The following is a 25,028-nucleotide window of genomic DNA, read 5'->3' as shown; positions in this document are numbered from 1 at the left end:
CATGTCAGTTTATCAACGCAATCAGCGCTTGAGCCGCCCGCGCAATGCCCGCGGAATCGCGCCGCGTCGCCGTGCCGCCTTCTATGACCTCGACGGCACCTTGATGGATCTCAACCTGGTGCATGCGGCGCTGTTCACTTTCACCAATATCGGCGAATGGGGCCGGCGCGTCTCCTACATGTTCGCCTTCGCGTCGCGCCTGCCGCGGATGTACCTCGCGGAGCGGCGCGATCGCCGCTTGCTCAATATCGTGCTGTTCGAGGCGTTCAAGGGTGTCTCGCGCGATCGCCTGTTTTCACTCGGCGAGGAATATTGCGAGCGCGTGCTGATCGCGCATCTTTATCCGCGCGCGCTCGAGATGATCGAAGCGAATCGCGCTGCCGGAATCGATCCGGTGCTCGTCACCGGGTCGCCCGATTTCATCGTCGCGCCGCTCGCCGCGCATCTTGGTATCGATCAGTTCGCCGCGAATCAATTTGTTTTCAGCCGCGGACTCGCGACCGGCCGACTCTCGGAACCGATCATGGCGGGCGAAGAGAAGGCGGTCTGGTGCGGAAAATGGGCAGCGCAACGCGGGATCGATTTGGCGGATTGCTGGGGCTACGCGGATTCCCATCACGACATGGCGTTTCTCGCGGCGCTGGGGCATCCGGTCGCGGTTAATCCTGATCGCAAGCTCAAGGCGGTCGCGATGAACCGCCAATGGCCGGTGATCCACTTCAAGAAACAGTCGTCGAAAAACGATGGAGACTTTTACGATCGTTACGAACTCGACAAACCGGCCAGGGAATCGGATGGCGCAACCTGAAAGCAAGCTCAAGGAACTCAAACCCGCAGAACTGCGGCATGAGATCGGCGCGCGCCGCGACCTAGTGGTCACGCTGAATCGACGCTCCGAAAAGCGCCTGATTCCGTATGGCGAGGAGTTCCTGTTCGAGAAATTGCCGGTCGGCACCCGCGTGATCTATCCGCCGCCGCCGCTCGATCCGCTCGCCGATCCCGATCAGGCGATTCGCTACGCCCTGCTCCATCCCGAAAATCAGGATCCGCTGTTCGCGCAACTCAACCCGAACATGCGCGTCACGATCGCGATCGACGATATCAGCCTGCCGCTGCCGCAGATGCGCCGTCCCGACATCCGCGAGCGCCTGCTCAACCAGGTGCTGCAAACGCTGGCCGATTACGGCGTCGATGACGTGCACCTCATCATCGCGACATCGCTGCATCGCCGCATGACCGAGGCGGAAATCCGCCGCATGGTGGGCGAGCGCGCCTTCAAGCAGTACTGGCCCGATCGGCTTTACAATTTCGACGCCGAAAATCGCGCCGAACTCGCGATGCTGGGCGAGACGGAGCATCACGAGGAAGTGTGGCTCTCGCGGCGCGCCGCCGAATCCGATCTGGTGATTTATCTCAACGTAAACTTGGTGCCGATGGACGGCGGCCACAAGTCGGTCGCCGTCGGGCTCGCGCCGTATCAGAGCCTGCGCCATCACCACAACGCTGCGACGCTGCGCGATTCGCATTCGTACATGGATCCGACCCGCTCGGCGCTGCATCGATCGTCCGATCGGATGGGCAAGCTGATTCACAAGTCGCTCAACATCTTTCAGATCGAGACCGCGGTCAACACTCAGATGTACGGCGGGATGCTCGATTTCCTGCAGAAGAACGAAGACACCTTCAACGATTGGGATCACACGCGGCTCAAGGGATTTCAGTGGACGATGCGCAATATGTCCAACGATCTGCGCCGCCGCGCGCTGCACAACTACGCCGCGCCGTTCGGCATGATCGGCGTGTGGGCCGGCGACACCGGGGCGGTGCATCAGAAGACGCTCGCGAAAGTTTTTCAGCAATACGCCGTGCCGGTGAAAGGACAGGCCGACATCCTGATTGTCGGCGTGCCGTACATCTGTCCTTACAACGTCAATTCGATCATGAACCCGGTGCTCGTGCAGTGCACCGGCCTCGGCTACCTGTTCAACATGTATCGGAACAAGCCGCTGGTGCGCGAAGGCGGCACGATGATCATCTGTCATCCGCTGCGCGACGAATTTCATCCCGAGCATCATCCGAGTTACATCGAATTTTTTCATCGATGCCTCGCCGAGACGACCGAGGCCACCGAACTCGAAGCGCAATTCGAGCGGGAGTTCGCGCACAACCCGACCTACATCCATATGTACCGCTACGGCAATGCGTACCACGGCGTGCATCCGTTCTACATGTGGTATTGGGGCGAGCCGGCGCGGCAGCACGTTGGCCGCGTGATCGCCGCGGGATGCGAGGAGCCGGCAATTGCGGCGCGGATGGGATGGGACGCGGCCGACACGCTCGACGAAGCAATCGCGATGGCGACCTCGGAACTCGGGCGCTCGGCCTCAATCACGTATCTGCATTTGCCGCCGCTGGTGATCGCGGATGTCGAGTAGCAACGGCAAACGCAACGGAGCGTCGATGCCGCCGCTCGAGCAGATGCTCAAGGGCCGTCGCATCCTGGTGACCGGCGCGACCGGCTTTCTCGGCAAGGTGTTCATCGCGCTCCTGCTTCGATGGCATCCCGAGGTCGAGAAAATTTACCTGCTGATTCGCGGCGACGCGCGCAGCAGCCTGAATCGCTTTCGCCATGAAATCCTCGATTCGCCGGTGATGGGTCCGCTGCGCGAATTTCTCGGCGCGAAATTCGATCGCTACGTCGAGGAAAGACTGGCCGTCGTCGCCGGCGACATCACCAATCCCGGCCTGCTCGCCGACGGCGTGAAGCCATTCAAGCCGGGCTCGCTCGACGCGGTCGTCCACAGCGCGGGACTCGTCAACTTCGAGGCGTCGCTCGAGAAGGCGCTCGAGGTCAACACGATCGGCGTCGCCAACGTGATCGAATTCTGCCGCCAAACCACTGCGGCGATGATGCTCATCTCCACCTGCTACGTGGCCGGCGCCGCGGACGGTCATCGCTACGAGGACGACCTGCCCGAGAATTGGTGCCCTAACGGCCGTAAGGCATTTCGGCTCGATCGCGAAATCCGCGAATCGCTCGCCGCGATCGAACGTGTCGAAGCGGAATCGCGCGATCAGCTTCGTCACGCGGAATTTCTCGGCGAGGATGACGAAATAGATACCACGCGCGAAGCCGCGCTCGAGAATCGGCGCAAGGCGTGGGTCGACCTGCGCCTCAAGCACATCGGTAAACAACGCGCGCAAAAATGGGGATGGCCCAACACTTACAGCTTCACCAAGAGTCTCGGCGAGCAGTCGGTGATCGCCGAGCGCGACGCCATGAAAGTCACCGTGGTGCGGCCGGCCGTGATCGAAAGCGCGATGCGTGATCCATTTCCCGGCTGGAACGAAGGCGTCAATACCAGCGCGCCGCTCACCTACCTGGCAGGTCGCGGCTACCGCTTCTATCCCGCGACGGCCGACCTGGTGCTCGACGTGATTCCTGTCGATTACGTCGCGCACGCGATGATTCCGATTCTCGCCGTACTGATCGCGGGCAGGCAGAAGCCGATCTATCAGCTCTGCACTTCGGATCGAAATCCGCTCTCGATGCGCCAACTGGTCGAATTGACCGGCCTCGCGAGCCGCAAACAGCTCCGCAAGGATGGCGGCGTGATGGGCTGGCTGGCCCCGCATCTCGAGGCCGTCGTCGTCTCGCAGCGCTCCTACGATCTCGCGAGCGACACGATGCCGCGAATCCTCACGCAGGGCGCAGAATTCGCGCGCAGCGTTCTCGGCGAGGAAAATCAGCCGGTCAAGAAACTCCACGGCGCGATCGTCAAAATGAAGGACACGATGGATCTCGCCCGCGACATGGTCGATATCTATCAGCCCTATATCCAGAAACTGGTCTATACTTTTCACGGAAAAAATACCCGCGATCTGTACGCCTCGATGCGCCCCGCCGACGTCGAGCATCATCCATATCGCCCCGACCTGATCGATTGGCACGACTACTGGCTCAACATTCATATGCCCGGGTTGCGCCGTCACATTTATCCACAGCTCGAAATCCACACGCGTGGGCGATACAAGTCGCTGCCACGTTATCGCAACCTGGTGGACCTGCTCGATCGCGCGGCGGATCGATACGGCGCGCAAGTCGCGATGATCGCGCGGCGGCCGTCGGGCGAGCAGTCGCAAATCACGTATCGCGAACTGCGCGACAAGGCGCGGCGCGCTGCGATGCTGCTCGCGACGCGCGGCATCAAGCCGGGCGATCGCGTCCTGTTGATTGCGGAGAACTCGCCTGACTGGGTGCTCGGATACTTTGCGATTCTATGCGCCGGCGCGATCGCCGTTCCGCTCGATCATCTGATGTCGGCCGAGGAACTCGCGCCGATCTGCAAAATCGCTGAACCGTCTGCCGCCCTGCGCTCCGCCGCGGTGCATCGCAGACTGGGCAGCGCGATCAAAGATACCGTCCCGAAAATTACCGAGCTCGATCTCGCCGAACTGGGCCGCCCATTCATTCTGCGCGGTGATACGCAGGCGCGTCCCGCGCCTCCTGAACGAAAAGCGCTCGCGTCGATCGTGTTTACTTCCGGCAGCACCGGCGCGCCCAAAGGCGTGATGCTGACGCACGGAAATTTCGGCGCGGAGATCGCGATGCTCTCGCGCGTGTTCGTCCTCGGCGCCGACGACGTCGTCCTGTCGCTGCTGCCGCTGCACCATACGTTTGAATTCACCTGCGGGCTGCTGCTGCCGCTCGCCAGCGGCGCCACCGTCGCGTATCCGCTCGAGGTCGACGCCAAGACGCTGTCGCGCACTCTCGCCGACATTCGTCCCACCGCGCTGGTCGGCGTGCCGGCCGTGTGGGAGGCGATTCATCGGCGCATCGTGGACGACGTCGAAGCGCGCGGGCCATTCTTTCACGCCGCCTTCGATCGATTGCGCGATCTTAATCGCCGCTTCGATTCCGACTACGGCCTCAACTTCGGCTCGATCGTTTTTCGCCAGGTGCACGCGGCGCTCGGCGGCCGCTTGAAGCTCGCCGTCAGCGGCGGCTCCGCCCTGCCCCGCCGCGTCGCCGATTTTTTCAACGACATCGGAATCCCGCTGCTCGAAGGCTATGGCATGACCGAAGCGGCGCCGGTGCTCTCGGTCGGCCGGCCCGACGAGCCGCTCAAAGTTGGCTCCGTCGGCAAGCCGCTGAACGGCGTCGAGATCAGGCTCGAGCCCGAAGGCGAAGCGATCGGCGAAATCGTCGCGCGCGGCTCTAACCTGATGGCCGGTTACTATCGCAACGACGCCGCCACCGCCGAAGTTCTGAAAGATGGATGGCTGCATACGGGCGATCTTGGCCGCTTCGACGAAGATGGCCGCCTCTACATCGTCGGGCGCGCCAAGGAAGTTATCGTCGATTCCGGCGGCAACAACGTCTATATCGAAGAAGTCGAAGAGGCGTACGGCCGTTCGCACTATGTGAAGGAGATGGCCGTCGTCGGGCTCACGGTCGCCCGCGGCGAGCAGGTCGCCGCGCTGGTCGTGCCCGCCTACTCTCGCGGCGAGAGCCGCCGCGCCGTCGAGGATCGATTGCTCGGCGACTTCGAAAAAGTCGGCAAGGAACTCAGCCCCCACAAGCGCATCCGGATCGTGCGCTTCATCGACGCGGAATTGCCGCGCACTCGCACGCGCAAAATCAAACGCCCCGAAGTGGTGTCGATTCTGCGCCGGATGCTCGACTCGCGCCTCGAAGAAGCAAAGGTCTCCGATTCCGAAGTCGAGCGATGGCTCGCCGACGCGCTGGCGAGCGTCACCACCGAGCCGATTAGCATTACTCTTAACACACGCCTGATCGAGGACCTCGGCCTCGATTCGCTGGCGATGGCGGAGATCGGCGAAATTATCGGCGAGCACGCCGGCCGCGATATCAGCCCCGAAGAAATCGCCGACCTTCGCACGGTCGCCGACTTGCAGCGCCTCGCGTCGGAGCCGGGCGCCAACACACGTCCCCGCTTGCCCTCCTACGCGCGATTCGCCGAACCGTACACGATCCAGTTGCCGGCGCCGGTTCGCACGTTCGGCCGCTCCGCCTTGCGCTCCGCACAACGAGCGCTGTTCGAAGGATGGCTCAAGCCAAAGATTCTCGGCCGCGGTAACATCCCCGCCAATAGCAATTTCATTGTAGTCGCCAATCACGCGAGCCATCTCGACTTCGGCCTGGTCGGCTACGCGCTCGGACGGATCGGCGACGATCTGCGCGTGCTCGCCGCCAAGGATTATTTCTTCAACACGCCCGCGCGGCGATTTCTCGCGAGCAATTTCACTTCGCTGATGCCGTTCGATCGCGAACGCGCGCAACTCGAATCGCTCGAGGACGCGCTCGCCGAACTCGCCGGCGGCCGCAGCGTCCTGATGTTCCCCGAGGGCACTCGCTCGGTCGGCGGCGAAGTACAGCCGTTCAAGAGCGGCGCCGGGTTTCTCGCGATGCGCAGCGGATGCGACGTGCTGCCGGTCCTGATTCGCGGCACCTACGAGGTCCTTGGCAAGGGGAGCCTGCTGCCGCGCCGGCATCCGGTCGAGGTGCGCATCGGCGAGCGCATTGCTTCTGCCGCGATGCGCGAACTCGTCGCCAGCACCGAGGGCGCGGGCGCTTATCGCAAACTCGCCGACCTGATGCGCGAATCGGTCGTCCGCCTCGCAGGTTCGAGCCGACTGACGCGCGGTATCGAGTCGCCGAGCATCGCCGAAGCGCCGGTCGTTTCCGATCCGGCCAAGCCGGAACGCCGACCGGCACATCCGGCGCATCGATCGACAGACGGCCGCGCCAAAGCCTGACCCGAGTCCCCAATCGCAAACAAAATGAAGCGCGCCGGTGCGATTGCTCTCGCGATTCTCGCACTTCTAGCTCGTCATGCCCCGCCCGCGCTCGCGTGGGACAATCGGACGCATCGCGAAATCACGCACCTCGCGATCGCGCATCTGCCGCCGTCGCCGCTCAAGGATTTTTTCTTCGCTAACGATGATCGTTTGCGGCAGATTTCGGTCGAGCCCGACTCGATTTTGAAGCATCGCGACGGCAAAGCCGAGCAGATTCGCCACTACATTAATATCGAGTATTTCGGCTCCGATCCGTTCGACGCACTCGTGCCCGATCTGCACGCGATGGAGAAAAAATTCGGCGCCGCGACGATTAAGCATGCCGGCACTCTGCCGTGGACCATCGACGACTTGTCCAGTGTGCTACGCGACGCGTGGTCGCGCGGCGATTGCGCCCGGGTCCTGCAAACGGCCGGCTACCTTGCGCACTATGTCGGCGACGCGAGCCAACCGCTCCATTCGACGATTCTCTACGATGGCTATCGCCGCGACCGCGGAATGCACGCGCGGGTCGAGCTTGCGGTTGATGATCGTATCGACGAACTCGGCGCCGCGGCGAACCGAGAGACGAAACTGATTTCGATCGATTCAGTTTGGCCACCGACGATCGCGGAAATTCGCGAAGCCAATACTCACGTCGAAGAGTTCATCCAGGCCGATCGCGCCGCCCGCAATTCGGGCTCGCGCAGCCAATACGACGACGCGTTTCTCCGCCGCGAAAAGCCGCTGATCGTCAGCGAGATCGCCCGCGCCGCATCTCTGCTCGCCTCAATCTGGCTCTTCGAGTGGCAGCAATCCCACAGCCCCGTTCGATGCAAAGCCGCCGCGAACTGACTACTTGCCTTGGAATTTCGGGGTGCGCTTGGCCTTGAATGCGCCGAACCCTTCCTTGTAGTCGGCGGTACGTCCGGCGGCGCCTTGCGCTTGCGCTTCGAGCTTCAGCACTGCGAGCAAGCCGAGCGCTTCCTCGTCGATTCGCCGCACGATCCGCTTCGATTGCATGAAAGCGGCGGTCGGCCCTTGCGCCACCTGCGCCGCGATCTTTCGCGTGTGCTCGAGCACCGCTTCCCTGGGCATGCTTTGATTCACCAGTCCGAGCGACGCCGCTTCAGTTCCGGAGATCAGCCGGCCGATGTAGATCAATTCGAGCGCGCGATGCGCTCCGAGGCGCGACACGAAGAACGAATGGCCGCCAGAATCGAGCACCGCGCCGATTCGCGCGAACGGCGAGCCGATTTTCGCATCGTCGGCGATATAAACGACGTCGCAGGCGAGCGCGAGTCCGAGCCCCGCACCGAGGCACGCGCCGTGGACGCTCGCGAACGTCGGCGCCGGGAACCCCGCGACACGCTTCACGAGCGGATTGAACTGCGCCTCGATGATCGCTTCCGCGTCCTCGTTGCCTTCGTCCGCATCGGCAAGGTCGCGCCCGGCCGAAAACGCCGGCCCCTCGCCGCGCAGCAACATCGCGCGCACGCCCGCCGCTTCGGCGCGCTCGAGGCAGGAGTTCAGCTCCGCGATCATCGCATCATTCAGCGCGTTCATCTTATCGGGGCGATCGAGCACGATTTCCGCGAGCCCGCCTTCGATCGATAGTTTCACGCCCATGATGCTCACTCCTCGAAAGCGATCTCCTGGAACACCGGCCCTAAAACACCGGGATGATGTCCTCGGCGCTGATATCGCCGACGTCGACGCCCTCGATATCGAGTTCCGGAATCGCTGGAAACTGGATTCCCCAGCGCTCGACCAGCTTGCGCACGCGCGCGATCGCGAGCCGCCAGTTGTCGGCCTGCTGCTCGTAGGTAAGTACTCCGAGCCCGGCTTCGCGCGCCATCCTCAGCAGGATCCGATGATTGTGCAGAAAATATTCCGGCAGATCCCAGAACTGGTTCGGCGGCTCCCACAGCACCATCGAGAGAAACACGAATCCCGCGCGAAGCTGCTTGGTGATGAAAGTCTTATGCTCGTCGCTCAGCCCCGGCCATTCCTTCTCGAGCAGGTTGATGCAGACCTGCAGATGACGCGCCTCGTCGCGGCCGATCTTGGTGAAGATGTCGCGGAACACCGGATGCGTCGTCGCGCGCGCCATCCCGTGAAACAGCGTCGATGAGGCCACTTCGCCCATCATGAATGAAGTGAAAATGACCGACAGCGGGTAGCGATCGATCGCGCGATTGTAGCCGGTCCAGTAGCGGCCGCCGTTATGATAGAGCCAGCCGATATTGTTGAGCGCGACGCGCTGCAGTTCGCTGGTCGCCGTGAAATTCTGCGGGCCGTTCGGCACCAGCCGCTGAATGACCCGCCCGCAGACCTCTTCGTGATTGGTCTCGTCGCGGGTGATCGAAAAGAAGCATTTGCGGACCGGATCTTCCTCGTGCATCTCGAACGTGTGGATCATCGCGCGCGCGAACACCGCCGGCCCCGACGCATCGAAGTTCGACAGCAGCGCCCACCAGTACATGATCGCGACCTTCTCGTCGTCGCTCCAGGCTTCGGGCGAAAGCGCGCTCCACTCGATGTCCGACGGGTTGAAACCTTCGCGCTTGGCGCGCTCGTAAATCTCTGCGAGCTTGGGCGTTTCGGTGCGCCACTCCAGCGGGAAAATATTTGGCTGTGGAACGGCCGGCGCCTCGATCAATCCGCCGGCCGGGATTTCAAGTTCGCTCATCGCGATCTCCTTAAATGTCGAACTCCATTAAATCTACCAACTATTCGGTTGATTTATCAAGCGCGCTCTCCAAGCCTCCGGTCTTTGCTTATTCCAGACCCTCGAACGCGATCCGGAACACCGCCTCCGCGATTCCCGCCGCCCCCAGCGCGCCGTCCGGCCGGTACCATTCCGTGATTGAATTGAGCATCCCGAACAGCAGGCGCGTCGCGAGCCGCGGATCGATATCCCCGCGCAAGTCCCCCTCGCGCTGCGCCTTCGCCGTCATCTCGGCGACCAGATGATCGAATTGCCGCCGCCGTTCCAGCACTCGCCGCTCGACCCGGGTATTGCCGCGCACGCGCAGCAGCAGCGCGACTTCCGCCAGTTGCTCGACTGTGATTTCGATCGTGCGCCGCACGATGTATTTCAGGCGCTCCGCGGCGCGGCCACTTTTCGCCGGCGGCTCGTCGAGCACCGCGAACAGCGCGTCGAGCGCCCGCCCCACTCCGCGCGCCAGCAATTCCTCCTTGCTGCGCACGTGATAGTAGATGCTCGCCTTCGTGATGCCCGCCGCGCGCGCGACGTTCTCAAGCGAACTGCCGTCGTAGCCGCGTTCGCGAAAAACGCGCACCGCCACGTCGAGAATCGCGTCGCTGTCATAGGGTTTGCGCTGCTTGGCCGATGGACGCCCCACTCTGTTCGCCTCCGGATGCGCGAATAGTTTGACTCGATGCGCCGGCGCTTGCCAGTCTCGCAACCGAAGCCGCCCTTTTCGGAGAACCCCGATGAAATACGGAATCGCAATTCGCAACATGGGCCCGCAATCGAGCCCCGCCACGATTCGCGCCTGCGCCCGCCTCGCGGAGCAAGCCGGCTTCGACGCCATCTTTTTTTCCGATCATTTATGCATTCCGCCCGACCAGACCGAAGGCAGCGGCGGCCGTTATCTCGACGCGCTCGCCACGGTCGCCTACGTCGCGGGAATCACCGACCGCATTCGTATCGGCATCTCGGTGCTGGTCCTGCCCTATCGCACTGCGGTGGTGACTGCGAAACAAATCGCGACCATCCAGGAACTTTCCGGCGAGCGCATGATCCTCGGTGTTGGCGTCGGCTGGATGAAGCCCGAGTTCGATGCGCTCGGCGCTGACGTCCATCAGCGTGGCGCCGTGAGCGACGAGACTCTCGACGTATTCCAGCATCTCTTTTCCGCCGACGTACCCGGCGCATTCAACGGCCCGCTGATCCAGTTTCCATCGTTCGCATTTTTGCCGCGTCCGAAGCGTCCGCCGCTCTGGATCGGCGGCAATGGCGCGGCGGCGACGCGGCGCGTCCTGAAATACGGCGACGGATGGCATCCGATGCTCCCCGCCGATAAACTTAAAGCATCAGTTGAGGATTTGAAACGGCGCGCGCGCGAATCCGGCAAACCGGAACCGGAAATTATCGTGCGGCGCGGACTAAGACTCGATGACAGAGAGAAGCTCGCGATCGCGCGCGACCGCCTGATTGCCGAACAGGAGGCCGGCGCGACTTACTTCATCCTCGATCTCGGCCGCTACCCCGATGAAAAATCCTTCGGCAATTCGATCGACACTTTCATGTCGAAGGTGAAGATCTGACGAAAGAGAACGACCTGAATCAGCAAGGCGCTCTACGCGCCGAGCGGCATCACGTTGAGCGGCGGCATCGGCGCCGATTCGGCAATCTGCGGCTTGCCCATAACGAGACGACGTCCCCACGCTTTCGCGATCCGCGCGAGCAGCGCCATCTCGAACAGCGCCGAGGGCGGGCGCATCATGTTGATCACTTCGCCGAGGCGCTCGCCGATTTCCGGATCGTCGGTCTGCACTTCGAACATCCGGCCCATGATTGGATCGAGCAGTCTGCTGATAAGCGGGCGATGACCCTCGGTGCCGGCGATCCTGAAATCTGCTCCGGTCGCGAGTCCCCACGGCTCAGCCTGGAACCGCGCCTGCGCCTTGAAGAACTCACGCGGCAATTCCGGATTCGCGACGCCAACTTTCGTCAGGCAATCGCGCAGCAGCAGCGCCGACAGCGCGCCCGACGTCATGCCCTGTCCGTACACCGGATTGAACGCGCACGACGAATCGCCGAGCGCGATAAAGCCGTCGAGCCGCGTGCTCCACTTGTCGTAATGGCGCCATCGATTCGCCATCTGCCTATTCGAATAGACTTTCGAGAGCGGCTCCGCGATTGCAACTTCGTCCGCGATGATCGGTGATCGCAGCTTTGCCAGCGCCGCGGTAAATTCATCCTCGCCGCTCGGCGGATAATTGCCGCCGACGCCGGCCATCGTCACGATCATCCGGTTGCCCTCGACCGGAAACAGCACTCCCGCAAGCGGAAACCCGTCGGCCACCGGATCGATCCAGACGCCCTTCCACCACCAATCGCTCGGCCGGCGTTCCGGAAACGTGTTGTACCAGCGCGACGCATATCCGGTGTGCGAATCGACGACGGTCTCCTCGGGCATCGGCAGTCCGAGCGCCTGAATCCACGCCGGACATTTGGTGGTGCGCCCGCTCGCATCGACGATCAAGTCGCCGCTCAATGTGAATGCGCTCGCACCGTCGCGCGGATTCGCCTTGATTCCAGTCACGCGGAGAGCATCGGTGCGCACGGTTTCAAATCCGACCGCCTCGACGCGTTCGATCAATTCAACATTCGAAATTCGGCGCAGCAATCCGCGCACGGTCTCCTCGATCAGAACCCGGCTCGCGAACAGCGTGGTGATTTTATTGGGGCGCCGCTCCGACCATCCGTCGGGCCGGAGCGCGGCGAAATCGAGCCCGAAGTTTATTTCGAGCGCGCCGTGCTCGAGCATCATCTTTTCGAAACCGGGAAACAGCCGATCCAGTTCGAGCCGCCCGCGCATCAACAGCGCATGCACATGCCGGCTCTGCGGAACGCCGGGACGCTCGTGCGCGCCCGCCGGATACGCGTCGCGATCGAGCACCGTCACCTGGTCGTAAAACTCGCTCAGCACGCGCGCGGCGCACAGTCCCGCCATACTTCCGCCGATCACGATCGCATTTCGATTCGACATTTCTTGAGCCGCCCTTTATTTCAGCTTCGTTTCGTCTTCCTGTCGTTGAGTCCGTTCAGCACGATGTCCAAGGTTTCGGCCACCGCCGCCTCGATATCGATTTTGCCGTCGCGCCGCGTCCACGTATAAATCAGCGCGAACCACGCGGCGCAGATCGTCAGCGCCGCAACCGTCGGATGAATGCGTTTGCGAAATTCGCCAGTCGCTTGTCCTCGCCGAATCACACCGCTCAGCAGATGCACCAGATCGGCGGTGCGCTCTTCGTGCTCGGTCAGCACTCGCGGCCGCGCGATCACCTCGCGCACCACCATCCTCACCACCTCGGGATGGCGCGCGGCGCGCTCCGCGAGCAGCTTGAGCGCCATCTTGAGCGTTGCCACCGCGCCGCCTCGATAGTCGAGGATCGCCGCGGCGAGTTCCTCGTTCGCGCGCTCGCCGTATTCGAACAGCAGCGCTTCCTTGGCGGGAAAATGCAGAAAAAAGGTGGCGCGCGCGACGTCCGCCGCGCGGCAAATATCGTCAATCGTAACCGCGTCGAAACCCTTCTTTAAGAACAGCGTGATCGCGGCGGCGTATATATCGGCCCGGGTGCGTCCCTTCTTGCGCTCGCGGCGCGTGATCGGGACCGATGGAGAACCGTGCGCGGTGTGCATACTGGACTCGGCCATATAAATAGACTCTAGTCTATTAATTGACTGCGGTACGCGAAGCAACAGGTCGCCGAGAGGCGCCATACTTTCGCCGGATCGCAAGACCTTGTATAAGGAGAGCGGGCGCTGAAGAGTCAGCAATCAACTCGATTGGCACGCAAGAAAGACACTCCGGACAAACTGCTCAAGCAGGAGCGGGTCGTAATCGACTTCGATCTGCTGCGCGAATATTCGGCGCGGAACTTTCGCGACCTCGGCGGGCATCCGGGCAGCGACGGCCGCCGCGTCCGCAGCGGCAAGGTGTATCGATCGTCGCATCTTGGCGCGGTCCCGGCAGCAAGCCCAATCCGCCAGCTTCATCTTCGCACTCTCGTCACGCTGCAGAGCCGCGTCGAGGTGAAGCATCTTGGCGAACCCGAGCCCGCGTCGCGCGCCGGCGTCCGATGGGAACACATCCCGATGGGCGACGAATGGTTCAGCAGCAAGGGCTACGTGCGGATTTCCGACGATCCCGCCAAGGTGCATCTCGCGCTCGTGATGCATTTCCGCGAGGACTGGCGCCGGTTCTTCAAACTGCTCGCCGAGCGCGATGTCTATCCGCTGCTCTTCCATTGCTCCGCGGGCCGCGACCGCACCGGCGTCGGCGCTGCGATGCTGCTCTCGCTGCTGGGAGTGAGCCGCGAACGAATTGTCGCCGACTTCCTCAAAAGCAACGTCGTCTTCACCAAGGCGCTGCTGGCGGCCGAGCAACTCGATCCAGTGTTTCAAATCATCGATGAGAGCGGCGGAATCGAACCTTTCATGCGCGATGTAATCGGCTCGAAGGCCGACGAACTCGCGATCATCCGCCAAGATCTGCTGGAAGCATAGCTACGACGACTTGCTCGAAACGTAACTACGCGGGCAGGTATCCTTCGCGGAGCAGCGACTTCGCGATTATCATGCGCTGCACTTCGCTGGTGCCCTCGCCGATTTCCGAGAGCTTGGCGTCGCGCATGTAGCGCTCGACCGGAAAATCGGTGACGTAGCCGTAGCCGCCGTGAATCTGCACGGCCTTGATCGTGGACCACATCGCGGTTTCCGAGGCGAAAAGTTTTGCCATCGCTGCCTCGCGCGCAAACGGCTTGCCCGCATCTTTCAGCGCCGCGGCCCGGCAAATCAACACCCACGACGCCTCGATCCGCGTCGCCATGTCCGCGAACATCCACTGGATTGCCTGGAACTCCGCGATCTTCTTACCGAACTGCCCGCGCTCCAGCGCATATGAGCGCGCTTCCTCGAATGCTCCGCGCGCAATTCCCGCCGCAAATCCTGCGATCCCGATTCGCCCGGCTTCGAGCACCTTCAGCGTTTGCCCGTAGCCGTGGCCGATCTCGCCGACCAGGTTGCGCGCCGGCACCGTGACGTTGTCGAAAATCACCTCTGCGGTGTCAGATGCACGCAGTCCGAGTTTTTCGATCCGCTTGCCGTTCGATAATCCTGCCGTCCCGCGATCGACGATAAACGCCGAGACGCCGTCGCGTCCCTTCGCGGCGTCGGTGATCGCCATTACTACATACACGTCGCCGACGCTGCCGTTGGTGATAAACATCTTCGACCCGGTGATCGAATAGTTGTCGCCGACGCGCGTTGCCCGCGTGCGCATCGCCGCCGCGTCCGATCCGGAACTCGGCTCAGTCAGGCACCACGCGCCGATTTTTTCCGCTTTCAGCATCGGCGGCACGTAATGCTGGCGATGCTCTTCGCTGGCGTGCGCCGCGATATGCCCGGTCGAAAGTGACATGTGCGCGGCGCAAGTGAGCCCGATCGATGCGTCGTAGCGCGACAGGCCCTCGACCACCAGCACCTGCGAGAGCGTATCCGCGCCGCCGCCGCCGTATTTTTCAGGAAAGGCGACGCCGAGGAAACCGAGCTGCCCCAACTGCTCGATAATATGCCGCGGAAAAGTCTCTTCCTTGTCCCACTTGGTCGAGTGCGGCTTGATCTCGCGCTCGGCAAAATCCGTCAGCGTCTCGCGAATACTGCGCTGCTCTTCGGTGAGATCGAAATCCATCGGCCGGACCTATTGCCGCGGCGCGACGTTTTCGCGCACCCACTTGATAATGTCTTCGGTCGATGCGCCCGGCGTAAAAATCTGCCGCACCCCCATCTCCTTCAATTTGACAACGTCGTCGTCGGGAATGATCCCGCCGCCAAACACCGCTACATCGGCGGCGCCGCGCTCCTTCAGCAGCCGCATCACCTCGGGAAAAAGCGTCATGTGCGCGCCCGACAGCACGCTGAGTCCGACCGCGTCGGCGTCTTCCTGCACCGCGGCCTGAGCGATCATCTCGGGCGTCTGATGCAAGCCGGTGTAGATCACCTCGAAGCCGCCGTCGCGCAACGCCCGCGCGATTATCTTCGCGCCGCGATCGTGCCCGTCAAGTCCCGGTTTCGCCACCAGTATGCGAAGTCTCTTTTCTGCCATTAGAGCCAGCCTGGATCCGTATACACGCCGAACTCGGCGCGGAAAATATCGCTGACTTCGCCAACGGTCGCGTCGCGGCGCACCGCTTCGCAAATCGGCTCCATCAGATTCTCGCCCGAGCGGCACGCCTCGCCAATTCGCGTGAGCGCTTCCCTGACCGCGACCGAATTGCGTTCGCGCTTCACCTTGCGCACGCGCTGAATCTGCTTCTCTTCGATTGCGGCGTCGATCTTGAGCGTCGGGATCGGAATTTCCTCGGGGATCGAATATTTGTTCACGCCGACGACCGTCTTGATTCCCTGCTCGAGTTGGCGCTGGAAATGGAACGCCGCTTCCGCGATTTCGCGCTGCGGATAGCCGGTCTCGATCGCCTTGATCATCCCGCCCATCTCGTCGATGCGCCGGATATACTCCATCGCCTCGCGTTCCATCCGATCCGTCAGCGCTTCTACCGCGTAGCTGCCGCCGAATGGATCGATCGTATTGGTGACGCCGGTTTCTTCCGCGATGATTTGCTGCGTGCGCAGCGCCACCATGACGGCCTGCTCGGTCGGTAGCGCGAGCGTCTCGTCCATCGAATTAGTATGCAGCGATTGCACGCCGCCGAGCACTCCGGCCAGCGCCTGGATTCCCACCCGCACCACGTTGTTAATAGGTTGCTGCGCTGTGAGCGACGCGCCGGCGGTCTGCGCGTGCGTCCGCAGCAGCATCGACTTCGGATCCTTTGCGCCGAAGCGCTCCTTCATGATGCGCGCCCACATCCGGCGCGCCGCGCGAAGTTTGGCGATCTCTTCGAGAAAATCGTTGTGCAGGTTCCAGAAGAACGACAGGCGCGGCGCAAATTCATCGACGTTGAGACCGCGCTTCACCGCATCCTCGACGTAACAAATGCCATCGGCGATCGTGAACGCCAATTCCTGCACGGCGGTCGAGCCGGCCTCGCGGATGTGATAGCCGGAGATCGAAACGGCATGCCAGCGCGGAACCTTGCGCGCGCAAAATTCGATCATGTCGGTGACGATTCTGAGCGCCGGCCGCGGCGGGCAAATCCACTCCTTCTGCGCGATATACTCCTTCAGCATATCGTTCTGGATCGTTCCGCCCACGCGCTCCCACGGAATTCCATTGCGCTCCGCGACGATCAGATACATCGCGAGCAACACCGACGCCGAGCAGTTCACCGTCATCGACGTGGTAACGCGATCGAGCGGGATTCGATCGAACAGCGTCGCCATGTCGTACACGGTCGAGACCGAAACGCCCTCGCGTCCAACCTCGCCGAGCGCGCGCTCGTGGTCCGCGTCGTAGCCCATCAGGGTCGGCATATCGAACGCGGTCGAAAGTCCGTCCTGGCCCTGGCCCAGGAGAAAATGAAATCGCGCGTTGGTGTCCTCGGCGAGCCCGAAGCCCGCGAACTGGCGCATCGTCCAGAGCCGCCCGCGATACATCGAGCCGTAAACTCCGCGGGTGTACGGATACTCGCCGGGATTCCCCAGCGCTTCGTCGTACGAGCCGCTAACATCGGCGGGCGTGTAAAGCGGCTCCAACTCCATGTCCGACACGGTCGAAAATCGGATCGGCCGTTCGGCGGCTTTCTTATAGGTGGTGTCGAGCCAATTTTTTTTGTCCACGTTTGACCTCAACGGTTCTCGAGCACGCTGCCCGCGATCACCAGGCGTTGAATCTCGGAAGTGCCTTCGTAAATTTCAGTGATCTTCGCGTCGCGAAAATAGCGCTCGACTTTGAACTCTTTCGTATAACCATAGCCGCCGTGGATTTGCACGGCTTCAGTCGCGGATTTCATCGCGGTTTCCGCGGCGAACAATTTTGCCATCGCGGATTCCTTGGTGCACGCGAGACCGCGATCCTTCAGCGTGGCCGCGCGATGAGTCAGCAGGCGCGCCGCATCGATCTCGACCGCCATGTCGGCGAGCTTCCACTGAATCGCCTGGTATTGCGCGATCGGCTTGCCGAAGGTGGTGCGATCCTGCGCGTACTTCAGCGACGCCTCGAGCGACGCGCGCGCGATTCCCAGCGCCTGCGACGCGATCCCAATCCGTCCGCCGTCGAGCGTTTTCATTGCAACCTTGAAGCCCTGCCCTTCGCCCATCAACAAGTTCTCGCGCGGCACGCGCATATCGGAGAAACTCAGTTGCGCCGAATGCGCGCCATGGATTCCCATCTTGTCTTCGACCCGCGTAACCGCCCATCCCGGCGTATCGGTCTCGACCGCGAACGCACTGATCCCGTGATGCCCCTTCTCGGGCTGAGTCATCGCAAACACGATCGCAACCTTAGATTGCGGCGCGTTGGTAATGAAATTCTTGGTGCCGTTGATCACGTACGAGTCGCCATCGAGCACAGCGCGGGTCTTCTGGCCGGCGGCGTCGGAGCCCGCCTGCGGCTCCGTCAACGCAAAGCATCCGAGCCATTCACCCGTTGCCATCTTCGGCAGAAAATGATTCTTCTGATGCTCGGAGCCGAGGCCGAGAATCGGCCACGACGCGAGCGAACAATGCGCCGACATGATCACCGCGGTCGAAGCGCATTCGACGGCCAGCTCCTCGAGCACCAGCGAATAGCTGACGTGATCGAGGCCGGCGCCGCCATACTGCTCGGGCAGAAAAATTCCGAGCATCCCGAGTTTCGCGAGTTCGTCGACGGCGGCCTGCGGAAAGCGATGGGTTCGGTCGGCTTCGACGCCGATCGGCCCGAGCTTTTCGCGCGCAAAGCGGCGCGCGGTATCGCGCGCGCTGCGTTGCGCCTCAGTCAATTCAAGATCCATCTTTACCTAAATACCTAAGCTGGCCCCCTCAGATGTCATTGCAGGCTTCGGTACCTCATTAGCAAACCGATCCACCCATTATGCTCGACGATCCACTTGTAGCTTAGAGCGTCGATGGGGTCGATAGAAACGCGCGGCGAATTTACGATCGGCTCTGAACGGACGTTCAGAGCCGCCGTTCCGATGCGGTCGCCTGAATTCCTTACCTCGCCCGCTTTGTTACGGGAGAGGTCAACGAAGCGCGTTAGCGATGAGGCGGGTGAGGGTGCAGTCGGCGCATAAACAAAAGCCAGAAAACAGATCCGGGATTCTTCGCCTGCGCAGCCTTCGGCTCAGAATGACAAATTGGGCAGGTCGGGCATGGGTTCCGTGTCATCCCGATGGAGCCTTGCGACGAGGGAACCCGGATCCGGGATTTCTCAACTCCGTTCGAAATGACTCGAAACGAGGCGTCAGGCGGATCGGCATCAAGGCAGAACTTGGCGCGACCTATCCTTTCGACAGGTCGAGGCCGTGCAGTCCCAAGCCGTCGAAATTGAGTCCTTTGAACGCCGGCACCTGATTTGCCATCTCAGCGAACACCGCCTCCGCCGTTTTTGGCCGCTCGGCGCCGTCGAGTGCGTGTCCCAATCGCGTGATTGCCTCGAGTCCCGAAAGCGCATCGCCCGGCGGGGGGAACGCCTCGCGAATCCGCTGCACGCGGCCCTTGAAATTGGTGAAGCTGCCGTCGATTTCCGGATAAGCCGCGAGCGGCCAGACCTGGTTCGCCATCTGGCAGGTCTCATTCGCATCGGTCGAGAGCACCAAGAGATAATCGAGCGCGCCGAAGCGCTTGATAAACTCGGCTTCGCCGAGCGCGCGCACAATATCGGCGCGAAACGCGATCAGCATCTTGAGTTCGCCCGCCGCGACCGCTAGCGCCATCGAATCAAGGCCATCTGCGGCGATACCCAGCGCCGCGAGCCCGCGCGTGTTCGGATTCTTGTTCGCGCGAATCAGCAAATCGTCATCGCCGCTCGCGCCCGGCGGCGACCAGCTAAGTCCCGCGATTCGATCCGATCCGATCGCCGTGTTCATCAGTTGCTTGAGCGCGAACGCTTCTTCATTGGTCGCATGCGCATCGATCACCAGGCCGATCGAGCGCGCGCCGTTCTGATGCTTGAAATTTCCGATAATCGTCGCCGCGCGCCGAATCGCCTCGCCCCACGTCTCGGCGATCAACTCGTCCTTGGACTGCACCAGCGGCGTAGTTAACCGCGTCTCATGCTGCAAACCGAGGAAACTGTGGCGGCCCTCATCGCACATCCAGTAATCGTTCACGCCCGGGTTGAAGCGCGGCTTGTAGCGGTAGATTCGTCCGCGCTGCTGATGAATATCGATCGAGCATCCGCGCTCGCAGCCGGCGCACACTGACGCCGTCCGATGCAGATACCAGACGCGCATGCGGAACCGAAAATCTTTTTCGGTAAGCGCGCCGACTGGGCAAATATCGATCACGTTGCCCGCGTACTTGTTATTGATCGGCTGTCCCGGATTGATGTCGATACGATTGTGATCGCCGCGCTCGAAAATCGCCAACTCCGACGTCTTTGTCACTTCATCGAAAAATCGCGTGCAGCGCGCGCACAGGATGCATCGCTCCTGATCGAGCATCACATCGGAGCCGATATCGAGCGCCTTGCCCTTGCGATTTTTTTCGGCGAGCGGGAAGCGCGACGGCGCCTGGTCGTAATCCATGTAGTAGTCTTGCAGCTTGCATTCGCCCGCCTGATCGCAGATCGGACAATCGATCGGATGATTGATTAGCAAAAACTCGAGCACCGCTCGCTGCGCGGCCTTCGCCTTGTCGCTGCGGGTGTGAACGACCATCCCTTCCGCGACTTTGGTGTTGCAGGCAATCTGCAGCTTGGGTGCTTTCTCGATCTCGACCAAACACATCCGGCAGTTGCCGACGATCGTCAGCGCCGGATGATAGCAGTAGTGCGGTATCTCGATTCCAACGTGCTCGGCCGCCTGGATCAGATTCAGACCGTCGGCCGCTTCGACTTCCTTACCGTCAATCGTAAGCTTGGGCATCTGGATGAATTTTCCCGATGATTCGGCGGCGCGCTCAGGCGGCCTCTGCGGGTTTCTGCTCGCCAGTCTTGAACGGGCATCGCCCGAGTTTCACGTGAGCTTCGAATTCGTCGCGATACTTCGGCACAAAGCTTTTTACTGGCATCGAGAGACTGTCCGCCAGCACGCAGATCGTGTTGCCTTCCATGTTGACCGCGACGTCGATCAGGATTTTCAGGTCGTCCATCTTGCCGCGGCCCGCTTCGAGATCGATGAGCAGTTTCTCGATCCAGCCGCATCCTTCGCGGCACGGCGTGCACTGCCCGCATGATTCATGATGATAGAAATGTGCGATCGTCTTGAGCGCATCGACCATGCAGGTATCCTCGTGCATGACCATCACGCCCGCGGTGCCCATCAGCGATCCGGCCGCGCGCACCGAATCAAAATCCATGTTGACCTTGACCGCTTCCTCGGCGGTGAAGATCGGGAACGACGAACCGCCGGGGATAACGCCCTTCAGCGCCTTGCCGTCGAGGATGCCGCCGCCGACATCATAGATGAGATCCTTCAGCGGAAAGCCCATCGGCAGTTCGTACAGTCCCGGCTTGTTCACGTGTCCCGAGAGGCAGAACAGCTTCGGTCCCGGACTTTTCTCCGGCCCGATCGCTTTGTACCAGTCCGCGCCGCGATTGATGATATGCGGGACGTTCGACAGCGTCTCGACATTGTTAACTACGGTCGGCGACGCGAACGCACCCTGGATTGCCGGGAACGGCGGACGATTGCGCGGATACGCGCGCTTGCCCTCGAGCGATTCGAGCAGCCCGGTTTCTTCGCCGCAGATATAAGCGCCAGCTCCGCGATGAGTGTACACCTCGAGGTCGAAGCCCGAACGAATGATGTTCTTGCCAAGCAGATTCTTCGCGTAGGCTTCCGCGATCGCGCCGTCGAGGATTTTTTTCTGAATCGAAAATTCGCCGCGCAAATATACGTATGCGGTATGCGCCCCGACCGCCCGGCACGCGATTATCACGCCCTCGAGCATCCCGTGCGGATCGTTCTCGAGCTCGTAGCGATTCGCAAACGTGCCCGGCTCGCTCTCGTCCGCGTTGCAGCACAGGTAAACCGGCTTCTTCGATTCTTTCGGGATAAAGCTCCACTTCACGCCGGTCGGAAACGCCGCGCCGCCGCGTCCGCGCAAATTCGAGCTCTTAACCTCGTTGATGATCTCCTCGGGCTTCATCTCGAACAGGGCCTTGCGCACGGCCTTGTAACCGCCGTTGGCGAGGTACACGTCCAGCTTGCGTAGCTCAGGGATATCCATCCAGCGCGTGAGAATCCGTTCCATGATGTCTCAGTAGTTCGGCGTGATCGGTCAGGCCGTCTGATGCTTCTCGTCGAGCGCCATCAGTTTCTGCTTCTGCCCCTGAATTTTCCGCTGCAACGCCATCAGCGCGTCGAGCACGCCCTCGGGCCGCGGCGGGCATCCCGGCACGTACACATCAACCGGCACGATTCGATCGATTCCCGGCAGCGTCGCGTAGTTGTCGTAGAAGCCGCCGGTCGAAGCGCACGCGCCGAACGCCATCACCCACTTGGGCTCGGCCATCTGATCGTAAACGCGGCGCAGAATCGGACCCTGCCGCACCGTCACCGTGCCGATCACCATCAGCAGGTCGGCCTGGCGCGGTGTAAATCGCGGCAGCAGCGCGCCGAATCGATCGATATCGTACGGCGTCATCGAGAGCGCCATGTACTCCATCGCACAGCACGCAGTCGCGAACGGATATGGAAAAATCGAGAACTTGCGCGCCCAGCCGATCGCCTTGTCGAGGCGGGTCAGCACCGCGGTATCGCCGAGCAGAATCTCGTCGCCCTTGGACAACTGATTCCCGTTTGTAATTTCAGCCATCTAATTTTGATGCCTCTGCGGCTTTATATACGTTGATTGAGTCGAATCAAAGGCTAGCAAGCATCGTTGGAGGCGGTCAACGAACCCCAATGAAACGCGCCCCGCGAGTTCAGCAAAACTGCAATTCGCCGACAACCCGCGGCTCGGCGAAATCCGTGCAATAGGTCGAGCAACCTGCAAAGGATATTTGCTGGAATGAACCTATGCGCCAGCTACTTCGGTCATTACTGATTGCGAGCATCTCGATCATAGCGTCGGTGCCCATTCCGGCCTTCGCACAAGGCGCGGTCGGCGAGGTGACGAAGGTCACCGGGACGGCGAAGCTCGAGCGCGCGGGAAAAGAGATGGACGTCGTCGCGGCGATGCCGGTCGAGATCCACGATAAACTGCGCACGGCGGCGAAAGCGCAATTGACCATGCAGTTCCGCGACGGCAGCAAACTGGAATTGTCGGAATCCGGCTCCTTCACGATCGATCAATACACGATAGACCCGAGCAAGTCGGTCGCTGCGTCGATTGGTCTTTGGGCGAATCATCTGCGCGCGATCGTTAACGTGGGACTCGGCGGTGCTCCGAACTTCGAGGTCCGCACTCCTAATGCGGTCGCAGCGGTGCGAGGAACTGAATTCGAAACCGCGTACATCGCCGATCGCCCTTGCCCCGAGGATCGAAGCTGCATGCGCTACACGACGGTCGAAGTATTCAAAGGCCTGGTCAACGTCGCCAACACTGCAGATCCAGCGGCGACGGTTCAGGTGAACGAGGGCTACGAAACGACGGTCGCGTGCGAATCGCCGGCCACCCCGCCCGCGCCGCTCGGCATGGGCGAGATGGGATCGCCGGGATATCACTGACGGGCCGCGAGGATTGACGGCCGTGCATATGCCTTCCATCAGGCGGCTGTTCGCATCGATTGTGCTGCTGGCGTTGATTCTCGCGAGCGCCTCGCTCGCCGCCGCGTGGCCGTACTCCGACTTTTTCACCGCGGCGAATCCGCAGCATCTGAGCCTGACGATCTTCGCGAGCGGCATCGGCGCGGAGAGCCTTTACGCCGCCAGCCACGAAGGCTTTCAACTCGAGCAGACGTTGAATCCTTACATCGGAGTAGTCGGGCGCGTCGCGGGCTATCAGATCTATCAGGGCGGCGGATGGGACAATCCGCTGACTGCGACGCCGAACACTCGGCCACGCAACTTCGGAGTATTTATGGGCGGGATCGACGTGATGCCGTTCCAGGGTACCTCGCTTACGATTCTCGGCGGCCGGGACGTCGGCGATAGCAGTGGCGCGCGAATCGAAGGCGATTTTTCGAGCTGGATTTTCTTGCACAGCCGCCATCCAATCAACTTTTCGTTCAGTGGCGATCACTTTTACAACAACGGCCTTAGCAGCGGCATGGTCGATCTGCGCGTCGTGGTGGCGTCCTCGCGCGAACTGATGTGGCTAGTCGGCGCGGGTGGACAGATCTGGGCCGGCGGCTCGGTACCAGGCGTGCAGAAGGAGTTCGGTCCCGACTTCGGCGTGGTGTTCAGGGAATGGAAGACCAGCGTCGATTTTCAAGCGGGCTACGGCAACAGCCACGGCTACGGCACGATCGCGGTCACGCGCCGCTTCGGCTGGGACGAATAGCGGCCAGACGTCGGCGCGATTGAGATTGACGCAAGCGCGGCTTCGTGATGTTCAGTGCCCACGGGGGTACGTTGCATGAACTCCAAGCGCGGCGCGATTCTGACGACGATGGCGGTGCTGCTGGTGTTGCTCGGAATCGAGGACATCCTGAAACCGCTTCGGCTCGAAGGTCCGACCACCGGCCTGGTTTTTTTCGGCACCCGTCTCAGCGATACGCCGAACGCAATCCTGGGGCCGCTGCTCGGCGTCTTTCTCCTGATCTACGCATCGTCGATCTGGCAGATGCGCCGCTCCGCGATCACTATCGCGTACATCTATGCGATCTACGTCACGATCAACCTCGCGCTGTACACGATGAAGTATCCGACGCCGCCGACGCGCGGCGAACAGATTTTCGGGATTGTTTATTCGATCCTCGCGTTGGTTCTGACTTGGGGAACGGCGATCCTGCTCTCGCGCCGCAAAGCCGATTTGACCTAGCAGATCGCAATCGCATCGAGCCTCGCAATTTTTCCGCGCAGCGAATCTCACGAGATTCGTAGCACGGCGGCGCCTTTGATCTGGTCGTGCTTGAGCATCTGGAGTGCGACGTTCGCCTCGCCGAGCCCGAAGGCTATCGTGCTCGAGCGGATCGGTATCTCGCCGGCGATCTTCAGGAACTCCTCGCCGTCGGCGCGCGTGTTCGCCGTCACGCTGCGAAGTTCCTTCTCATAGAATAGATGCTTTTCGTAATCGAGCGTCGGTACCGGACTTAAGTAGATGCCGGCGACGGCGAGGATGCCGCCGCGATCGAGCGCCTCGAGCGCCGGCAATACCAACTCGCCCGCCGGTGCGAACAGTATCGCCGCGTCGAGCGGCGCGGGCGGCCGCTCGTCCGCCTTGCCGATCCATTCGGCGCCGAGTTCGCGCGCGAGTCCCTGGTGCGCCCCGCCGCGACTCATCACGAACACGCGGCATCCCCAGTATTTGAGCACCTGCATCG

Annotated in this window: 21 protein-coding genes and 1 pseudogene; 9 read left to right on the top strand and 13 right to left on the bottom strand. The window is 61.8% G+C overall.

Annotation, left to right across the window (positions count from 1 at the left end; genetic code table 11):
- Position 1: 1 nt before the first annotated feature.
- The 4 genes from Q7S58_RS12170 to Q7S58_RS12155 are packed head-to-tail and all read left to right on the top strand — an operon-like array spanning position 2 to position 7,656.
- Positions 2–808, top strand: coding sequence for an HAD family phosphatase (locus tag Q7S58_RS12170; RefSeq protein ID WP_304825660.1), 807 nt, complete (start codon positions 2–4; stop codon positions 806–808).
- A complete protein-coding gene (locus tag Q7S58_RS12165; RefSeq protein ID WP_304825657.1) occupies positions 795–2,435 on the top strand; it encodes a lactate racemase domain-containing protein in 1,641 nt (546 codons plus the stop codon). Before Q7S58_RS12170 ends, Q7S58_RS12165 begins: the two co-directional genes overlap by 14 nt.
- Complete coding sequence (locus tag Q7S58_RS12160) at positions 2,425–6,780, top strand: AMP-binding protein (protein WP_304825654.1); 4,356 nt, start codon at positions 2,425–2,427, stop codon at positions 6,778–6,780. Before Q7S58_RS12165 ends, Q7S58_RS12160 begins: the two co-directional genes overlap by 11 nt.
- Before the next feature lie 24 nt (positions 6,781–6,804).
- Positions 6,805–7,656 (top strand): S1/P1 nuclease, encoded by an 852-nt coding sequence (locus Q7S58_RS12155; protein WP_304825651.1) that lies wholly within the window; start codon positions 6,805–6,807, stop codon positions 7,654–7,656.
- Here Q7S58_RS12155 and Q7S58_RS12150 read toward each other — a convergent pair whose 3' ends face one another.
- The 3 genes from Q7S58_RS12150 to Q7S58_RS12140 all read right to left on the bottom strand — a co-directional run bounded on the left by Q7S58_RS12150 (position 7,657) and on the right by Q7S58_RS12140 (position 10,169).
- Positions 7,657–8,430, bottom strand: coding sequence for an enoyl-CoA hydratase/isomerase family protein (locus Q7S58_RS12150; RefSeq protein WP_304825649.1), 774 nt, complete (start codon positions 8,428–8,430; stop codon positions 7,657–7,659). It abuts the gene before it with no gap.
- A gap of 40 nt (positions 8,431–8,470) precedes the next feature.
- Positions 8,471–9,493, bottom strand: coding sequence for a hypothetical protein (locus Q7S58_RS12145; RefSeq protein ID WP_304825647.1), 1,023 nt, complete (start codon positions 9,491–9,493; stop codon positions 8,471–8,473).
- 88 nt (positions 9,494–9,581) lie between these two features.
- Positions 9,582–10,169, bottom strand: coding sequence for a TetR/AcrR family transcriptional regulator (locus Q7S58_RS12140; RefSeq protein WP_304825645.1), 588 nt, complete (start codon positions 10,167–10,169; stop codon positions 9,582–9,584).
- A 91-nt stretch (positions 10,170–10,260) separates the two neighbouring features.
- On the opposite strand from Q7S58_RS12140, the gene Q7S58_RS12135 reads away from it, so the two are divergent.
- Positions 10,261–11,097, top strand: coding sequence for a TIGR03619 family F420-dependent LLM class oxidoreductase (locus Q7S58_RS12135; RefSeq protein ID WP_304825642.1), 837 nt, complete (start codon positions 10,261–10,263; stop codon positions 11,095–11,097).
- A gap of 32 nt (positions 11,098–11,129) precedes the next feature.
- On the opposite strand, the gene Q7S58_RS12130 is transcribed toward Q7S58_RS12135, so the two are convergent.
- Together Q7S58_RS12130 and Q7S58_RS12125 are read right to left on the bottom strand one after the other, a co-directional pair.
- Positions 11,130–12,545, bottom strand: a complete 1,416-nt coding sequence (locus tag Q7S58_RS12130; protein WP_304825639.1) for an NAD(P)/FAD-dependent oxidoreductase — start codon at positions 12,543–12,545, stop codon at positions 11,130–11,132.
- A 20-nt stretch (positions 12,546–12,565) separates the two neighbouring features.
- Positions 12,566–13,213, bottom strand: coding sequence for a TetR/AcrR family transcriptional regulator (locus Q7S58_RS12125; RefSeq protein WP_304825637.1), 648 nt, complete (start codon positions 13,211–13,213; stop codon positions 12,566–12,568).
- A gap of 132 nt (positions 13,214–13,345) precedes the next feature.
- Between Q7S58_RS12125 and Q7S58_RS12120 the strand changes: the two genes are divergently transcribed.
- Positions 13,346–14,065, top strand: coding sequence for a tyrosine-protein phosphatase (locus tag Q7S58_RS12120; RefSeq protein ID WP_304825635.1), 720 nt, complete (start codon positions 13,346–13,348; stop codon positions 14,063–14,065).
- 25 nt (positions 14,066–14,090) lie between these two features.
- Here the strand turns inward: Q7S58_RS12120 and Q7S58_RS12115 are convergent, their stop codons facing one another.
- The 7 genes from Q7S58_RS12115 to Q7S58_RS12085 all read right to left on the bottom strand — a co-directional run bounded on the left by Q7S58_RS12115 (position 14,091) and on the right by Q7S58_RS12085 (position 22,417).
- On the bottom strand, positions 14,091–15,248 hold the full coding sequence (locus Q7S58_RS12115; RefSeq protein ID WP_304825632.1) for an acyl-CoA dehydrogenase family protein: 1,158 nt from the start codon (positions 15,246–15,248) through the stop codon (positions 14,091–14,093).
- Between the two features lie 9 nt (positions 15,249–15,257).
- A complete protein-coding gene (locus tag Q7S58_RS12110; RefSeq protein ID WP_304825629.1) occupies positions 15,258–15,662 on the bottom strand; it encodes a cobalamin B12-binding domain-containing protein in 405 nt (134 codons plus the stop codon).
- Positions 15,662–17,293, bottom strand: coding sequence for a methylmalonyl-CoA mutase (locus Q7S58_RS12105; RefSeq protein WP_304825626.1), 1,632 nt, complete (start codon positions 17,291–17,293; stop codon positions 15,662–15,664). Before Q7S58_RS12105 ends, Q7S58_RS12110 begins: the two co-directional genes overlap by 1 nt.
- Positions 17,294–17,301: 8 nt before the next feature.
- Positions 17,302–18,447, bottom strand: a complete 1,146-nt coding sequence (locus tag Q7S58_RS12100; RefSeq protein ID WP_304825623.1) for an acyl-CoA dehydrogenase — start codon at positions 18,445–18,447, stop codon at positions 17,302–17,304.
- Between the two features lie 489 nt (positions 18,448–18,936).
- Positions 18,937–20,523: a 2Fe-2S iron-sulfur cluster-binding protein gene (locus Q7S58_RS12095; RefSeq protein WP_304825620.1), complete on the bottom strand. Its 1,587-nt coding sequence runs from the start codon at positions 20,521–20,523 to the stop codon at positions 18,937–18,939.
- A gap of 34 nt (positions 20,524–20,557) precedes the next feature.
- Positions 20,558–21,856, bottom strand: coding sequence for an NADH-quinone oxidoreductase subunit NuoF (gene nuoF / locus Q7S58_RS12090; protein ID WP_370655510.1), 1,299 nt, complete (start codon positions 21,854–21,856; stop codon positions 20,558–20,560).
- Between the two features lie 24 nt (positions 21,857–21,880).
- Entirely contained in the window at positions 21,881–22,417 is a 537-nt protein-coding gene (locus Q7S58_RS12085) for an NADH-quinone oxidoreductase subunit B (RefSeq protein ID WP_304825614.1), read from the bottom strand.
- A gap of 203 nt (positions 22,418–22,620) precedes the next feature.
- On the opposite strand from Q7S58_RS12085, the gene Q7S58_RS12080 reads away from it, so the two are divergent.
- The 3 genes from Q7S58_RS12080 (at position 22,621) to Q7S58_RS12070 (ending at position 24,526) form a co-directional block, all read left to right on the top strand.
- Positions 22,621–23,271 (top strand): FecR family protein, encoded by a 651-nt coding sequence (locus tag Q7S58_RS12080; RefSeq protein ID WP_304825611.1) that lies wholly within the window; start codon positions 22,621–22,623, stop codon positions 23,269–23,271.
- Between the two features lie 22 nt (positions 23,272–23,293).
- Positions 23,294–24,046: a hypothetical protein gene (locus tag Q7S58_RS12075; RefSeq protein WP_304825608.1), complete on the top strand. Its 753-nt coding sequence runs from the start codon at positions 23,294–23,296 to the stop codon at positions 24,044–24,046.
- 75 nt (positions 24,047–24,121) lie between these two features.
- Positions 24,122–24,526, top strand: coding sequence for a hypothetical protein (locus tag Q7S58_RS12070; protein WP_304825605.1), 405 nt, complete (start codon positions 24,122–24,124; stop codon positions 24,524–24,526).
- Between the two features lie 47 nt (positions 24,527–24,573).
- On the opposite strand, the pseudogene Q7S58_RS12065 reads toward Q7S58_RS12070, so the two are convergent.
- Positions 24,574–25,028, bottom strand: a pseudogene (locus Q7S58_RS12065) (alcohol dehydrogenase); the annotation flags it as partial.

The organism is Candidatus Binatus sp., assembly GCF_030646925.1.
GTDB lineage: Bacteria > Desulfobacterota > Binatia > Binatales > Binataceae > Binatus.
Note: the sequence above shows the minus strand (reverse complement) of the source record. Positions and strands in the feature narration are given on the sequence as shown.

Bases quoted from the DNA above. Each gene is read 5' to 3' on its own strand.
- Q7S58_RS12170 (WP_304825660.1), top strand. From the start codon at position 2: ATGTCAGTTTATCAACGCAATCAGCGCTTGAGCCGCCCGCGCAATGCC.
- Q7S58_RS12165 (WP_304825657.1), top strand. From the start codon at position 795: ATGGCGCAACCTGAAAGCAAGCTCAAGGAACTCAAACCCGCAGAACTG.
- Q7S58_RS12160 (WP_304825654.1), top strand. From the start codon at position 2,425: ATGTCGAGTAGCAACGGCAAACGCAACGGAGCGTCGATGCCGCCGCTC.
- Q7S58_RS12155 (WP_304825651.1), top strand. From the start codon at position 6,805: ATGAAGCGCGCCGGTGCGATTGCTCTCGCGATTCTCGCACTTCTAGCT.
- Q7S58_RS12150 (WP_304825649.1), bottom strand. From the start codon at position 8,430: ATGGGCGTGAAACTATCGATCGAAGGCGGGCTCGCGGAAATCGTGCTC.
- Q7S58_RS12145 (WP_304825647.1), bottom strand. From the start codon at position 9,493: ATGAGCGAACTTGAAATCCCGGCCGGCGGATTGATCGAGGCGCCGGCC.
- Q7S58_RS12135 (WP_304825642.1), top strand. From the start codon at position 10,261: ATGAAATACGGAATCGCAATTCGCAACATGGGCCCGCAATCGAGCCCC.
- Q7S58_RS12130 (WP_304825639.1), bottom strand. From the start codon at position 12,545: ATGTCGAATCGAAATGCGATCGTGATCGGCGGAAGTATGGCGGGACTG.
- Q7S58_RS12125 (WP_304825637.1), bottom strand. From the start codon at position 13,213: ATGGCCGAGTCCAGTATGCACACCGCGCACGGTTCTCCATCGGTCCCG.
- Q7S58_RS12115 (WP_304825632.1), bottom strand. From the start codon at position 15,248: ATGGATTTCGATCTCACCGAAGAGCAGCGCAGTATTCGCGAGACGCTG.
- Q7S58_RS12110 (WP_304825629.1), bottom strand. From the start codon at position 15,662: ATGGCAGAAAAGAGACTTCGCATACTGGTGGCGAAACCGGGACTTGAC.
- Q7S58_RS12100 (WP_304825623.1), bottom strand. From the start codon at position 18,447: ATGGATCTTGAATTGACTGAGGCGCAACGCAGCGCGCGCGATACCGCG.
- Q7S58_RS12095 (WP_304825620.1), bottom strand. From the start codon at position 20,523: ATGCCCAAGCTTACGATTGACGGTAAGGAAGTCGAAGCGGCCGACGGT.
- Q7S58_RS12085 (WP_304825614.1), bottom strand. From the start codon at position 22,417: ATGGCTGAAATTACAAACGGGAATCAGTTGTCCAAGGGCGACGAGATT.
- Q7S58_RS12080 (WP_304825611.1), top strand. From the start codon at position 22,621: ATGCGCCAGCTACTTCGGTCATTACTGATTGCGAGCATCTCGATCATA.
- Q7S58_RS12070 (WP_304825605.1), top strand. From the start codon at position 24,122: ATGAACTCCAAGCGCGGCGCGATTCTGACGACGATGGCGGTGCTGCTG.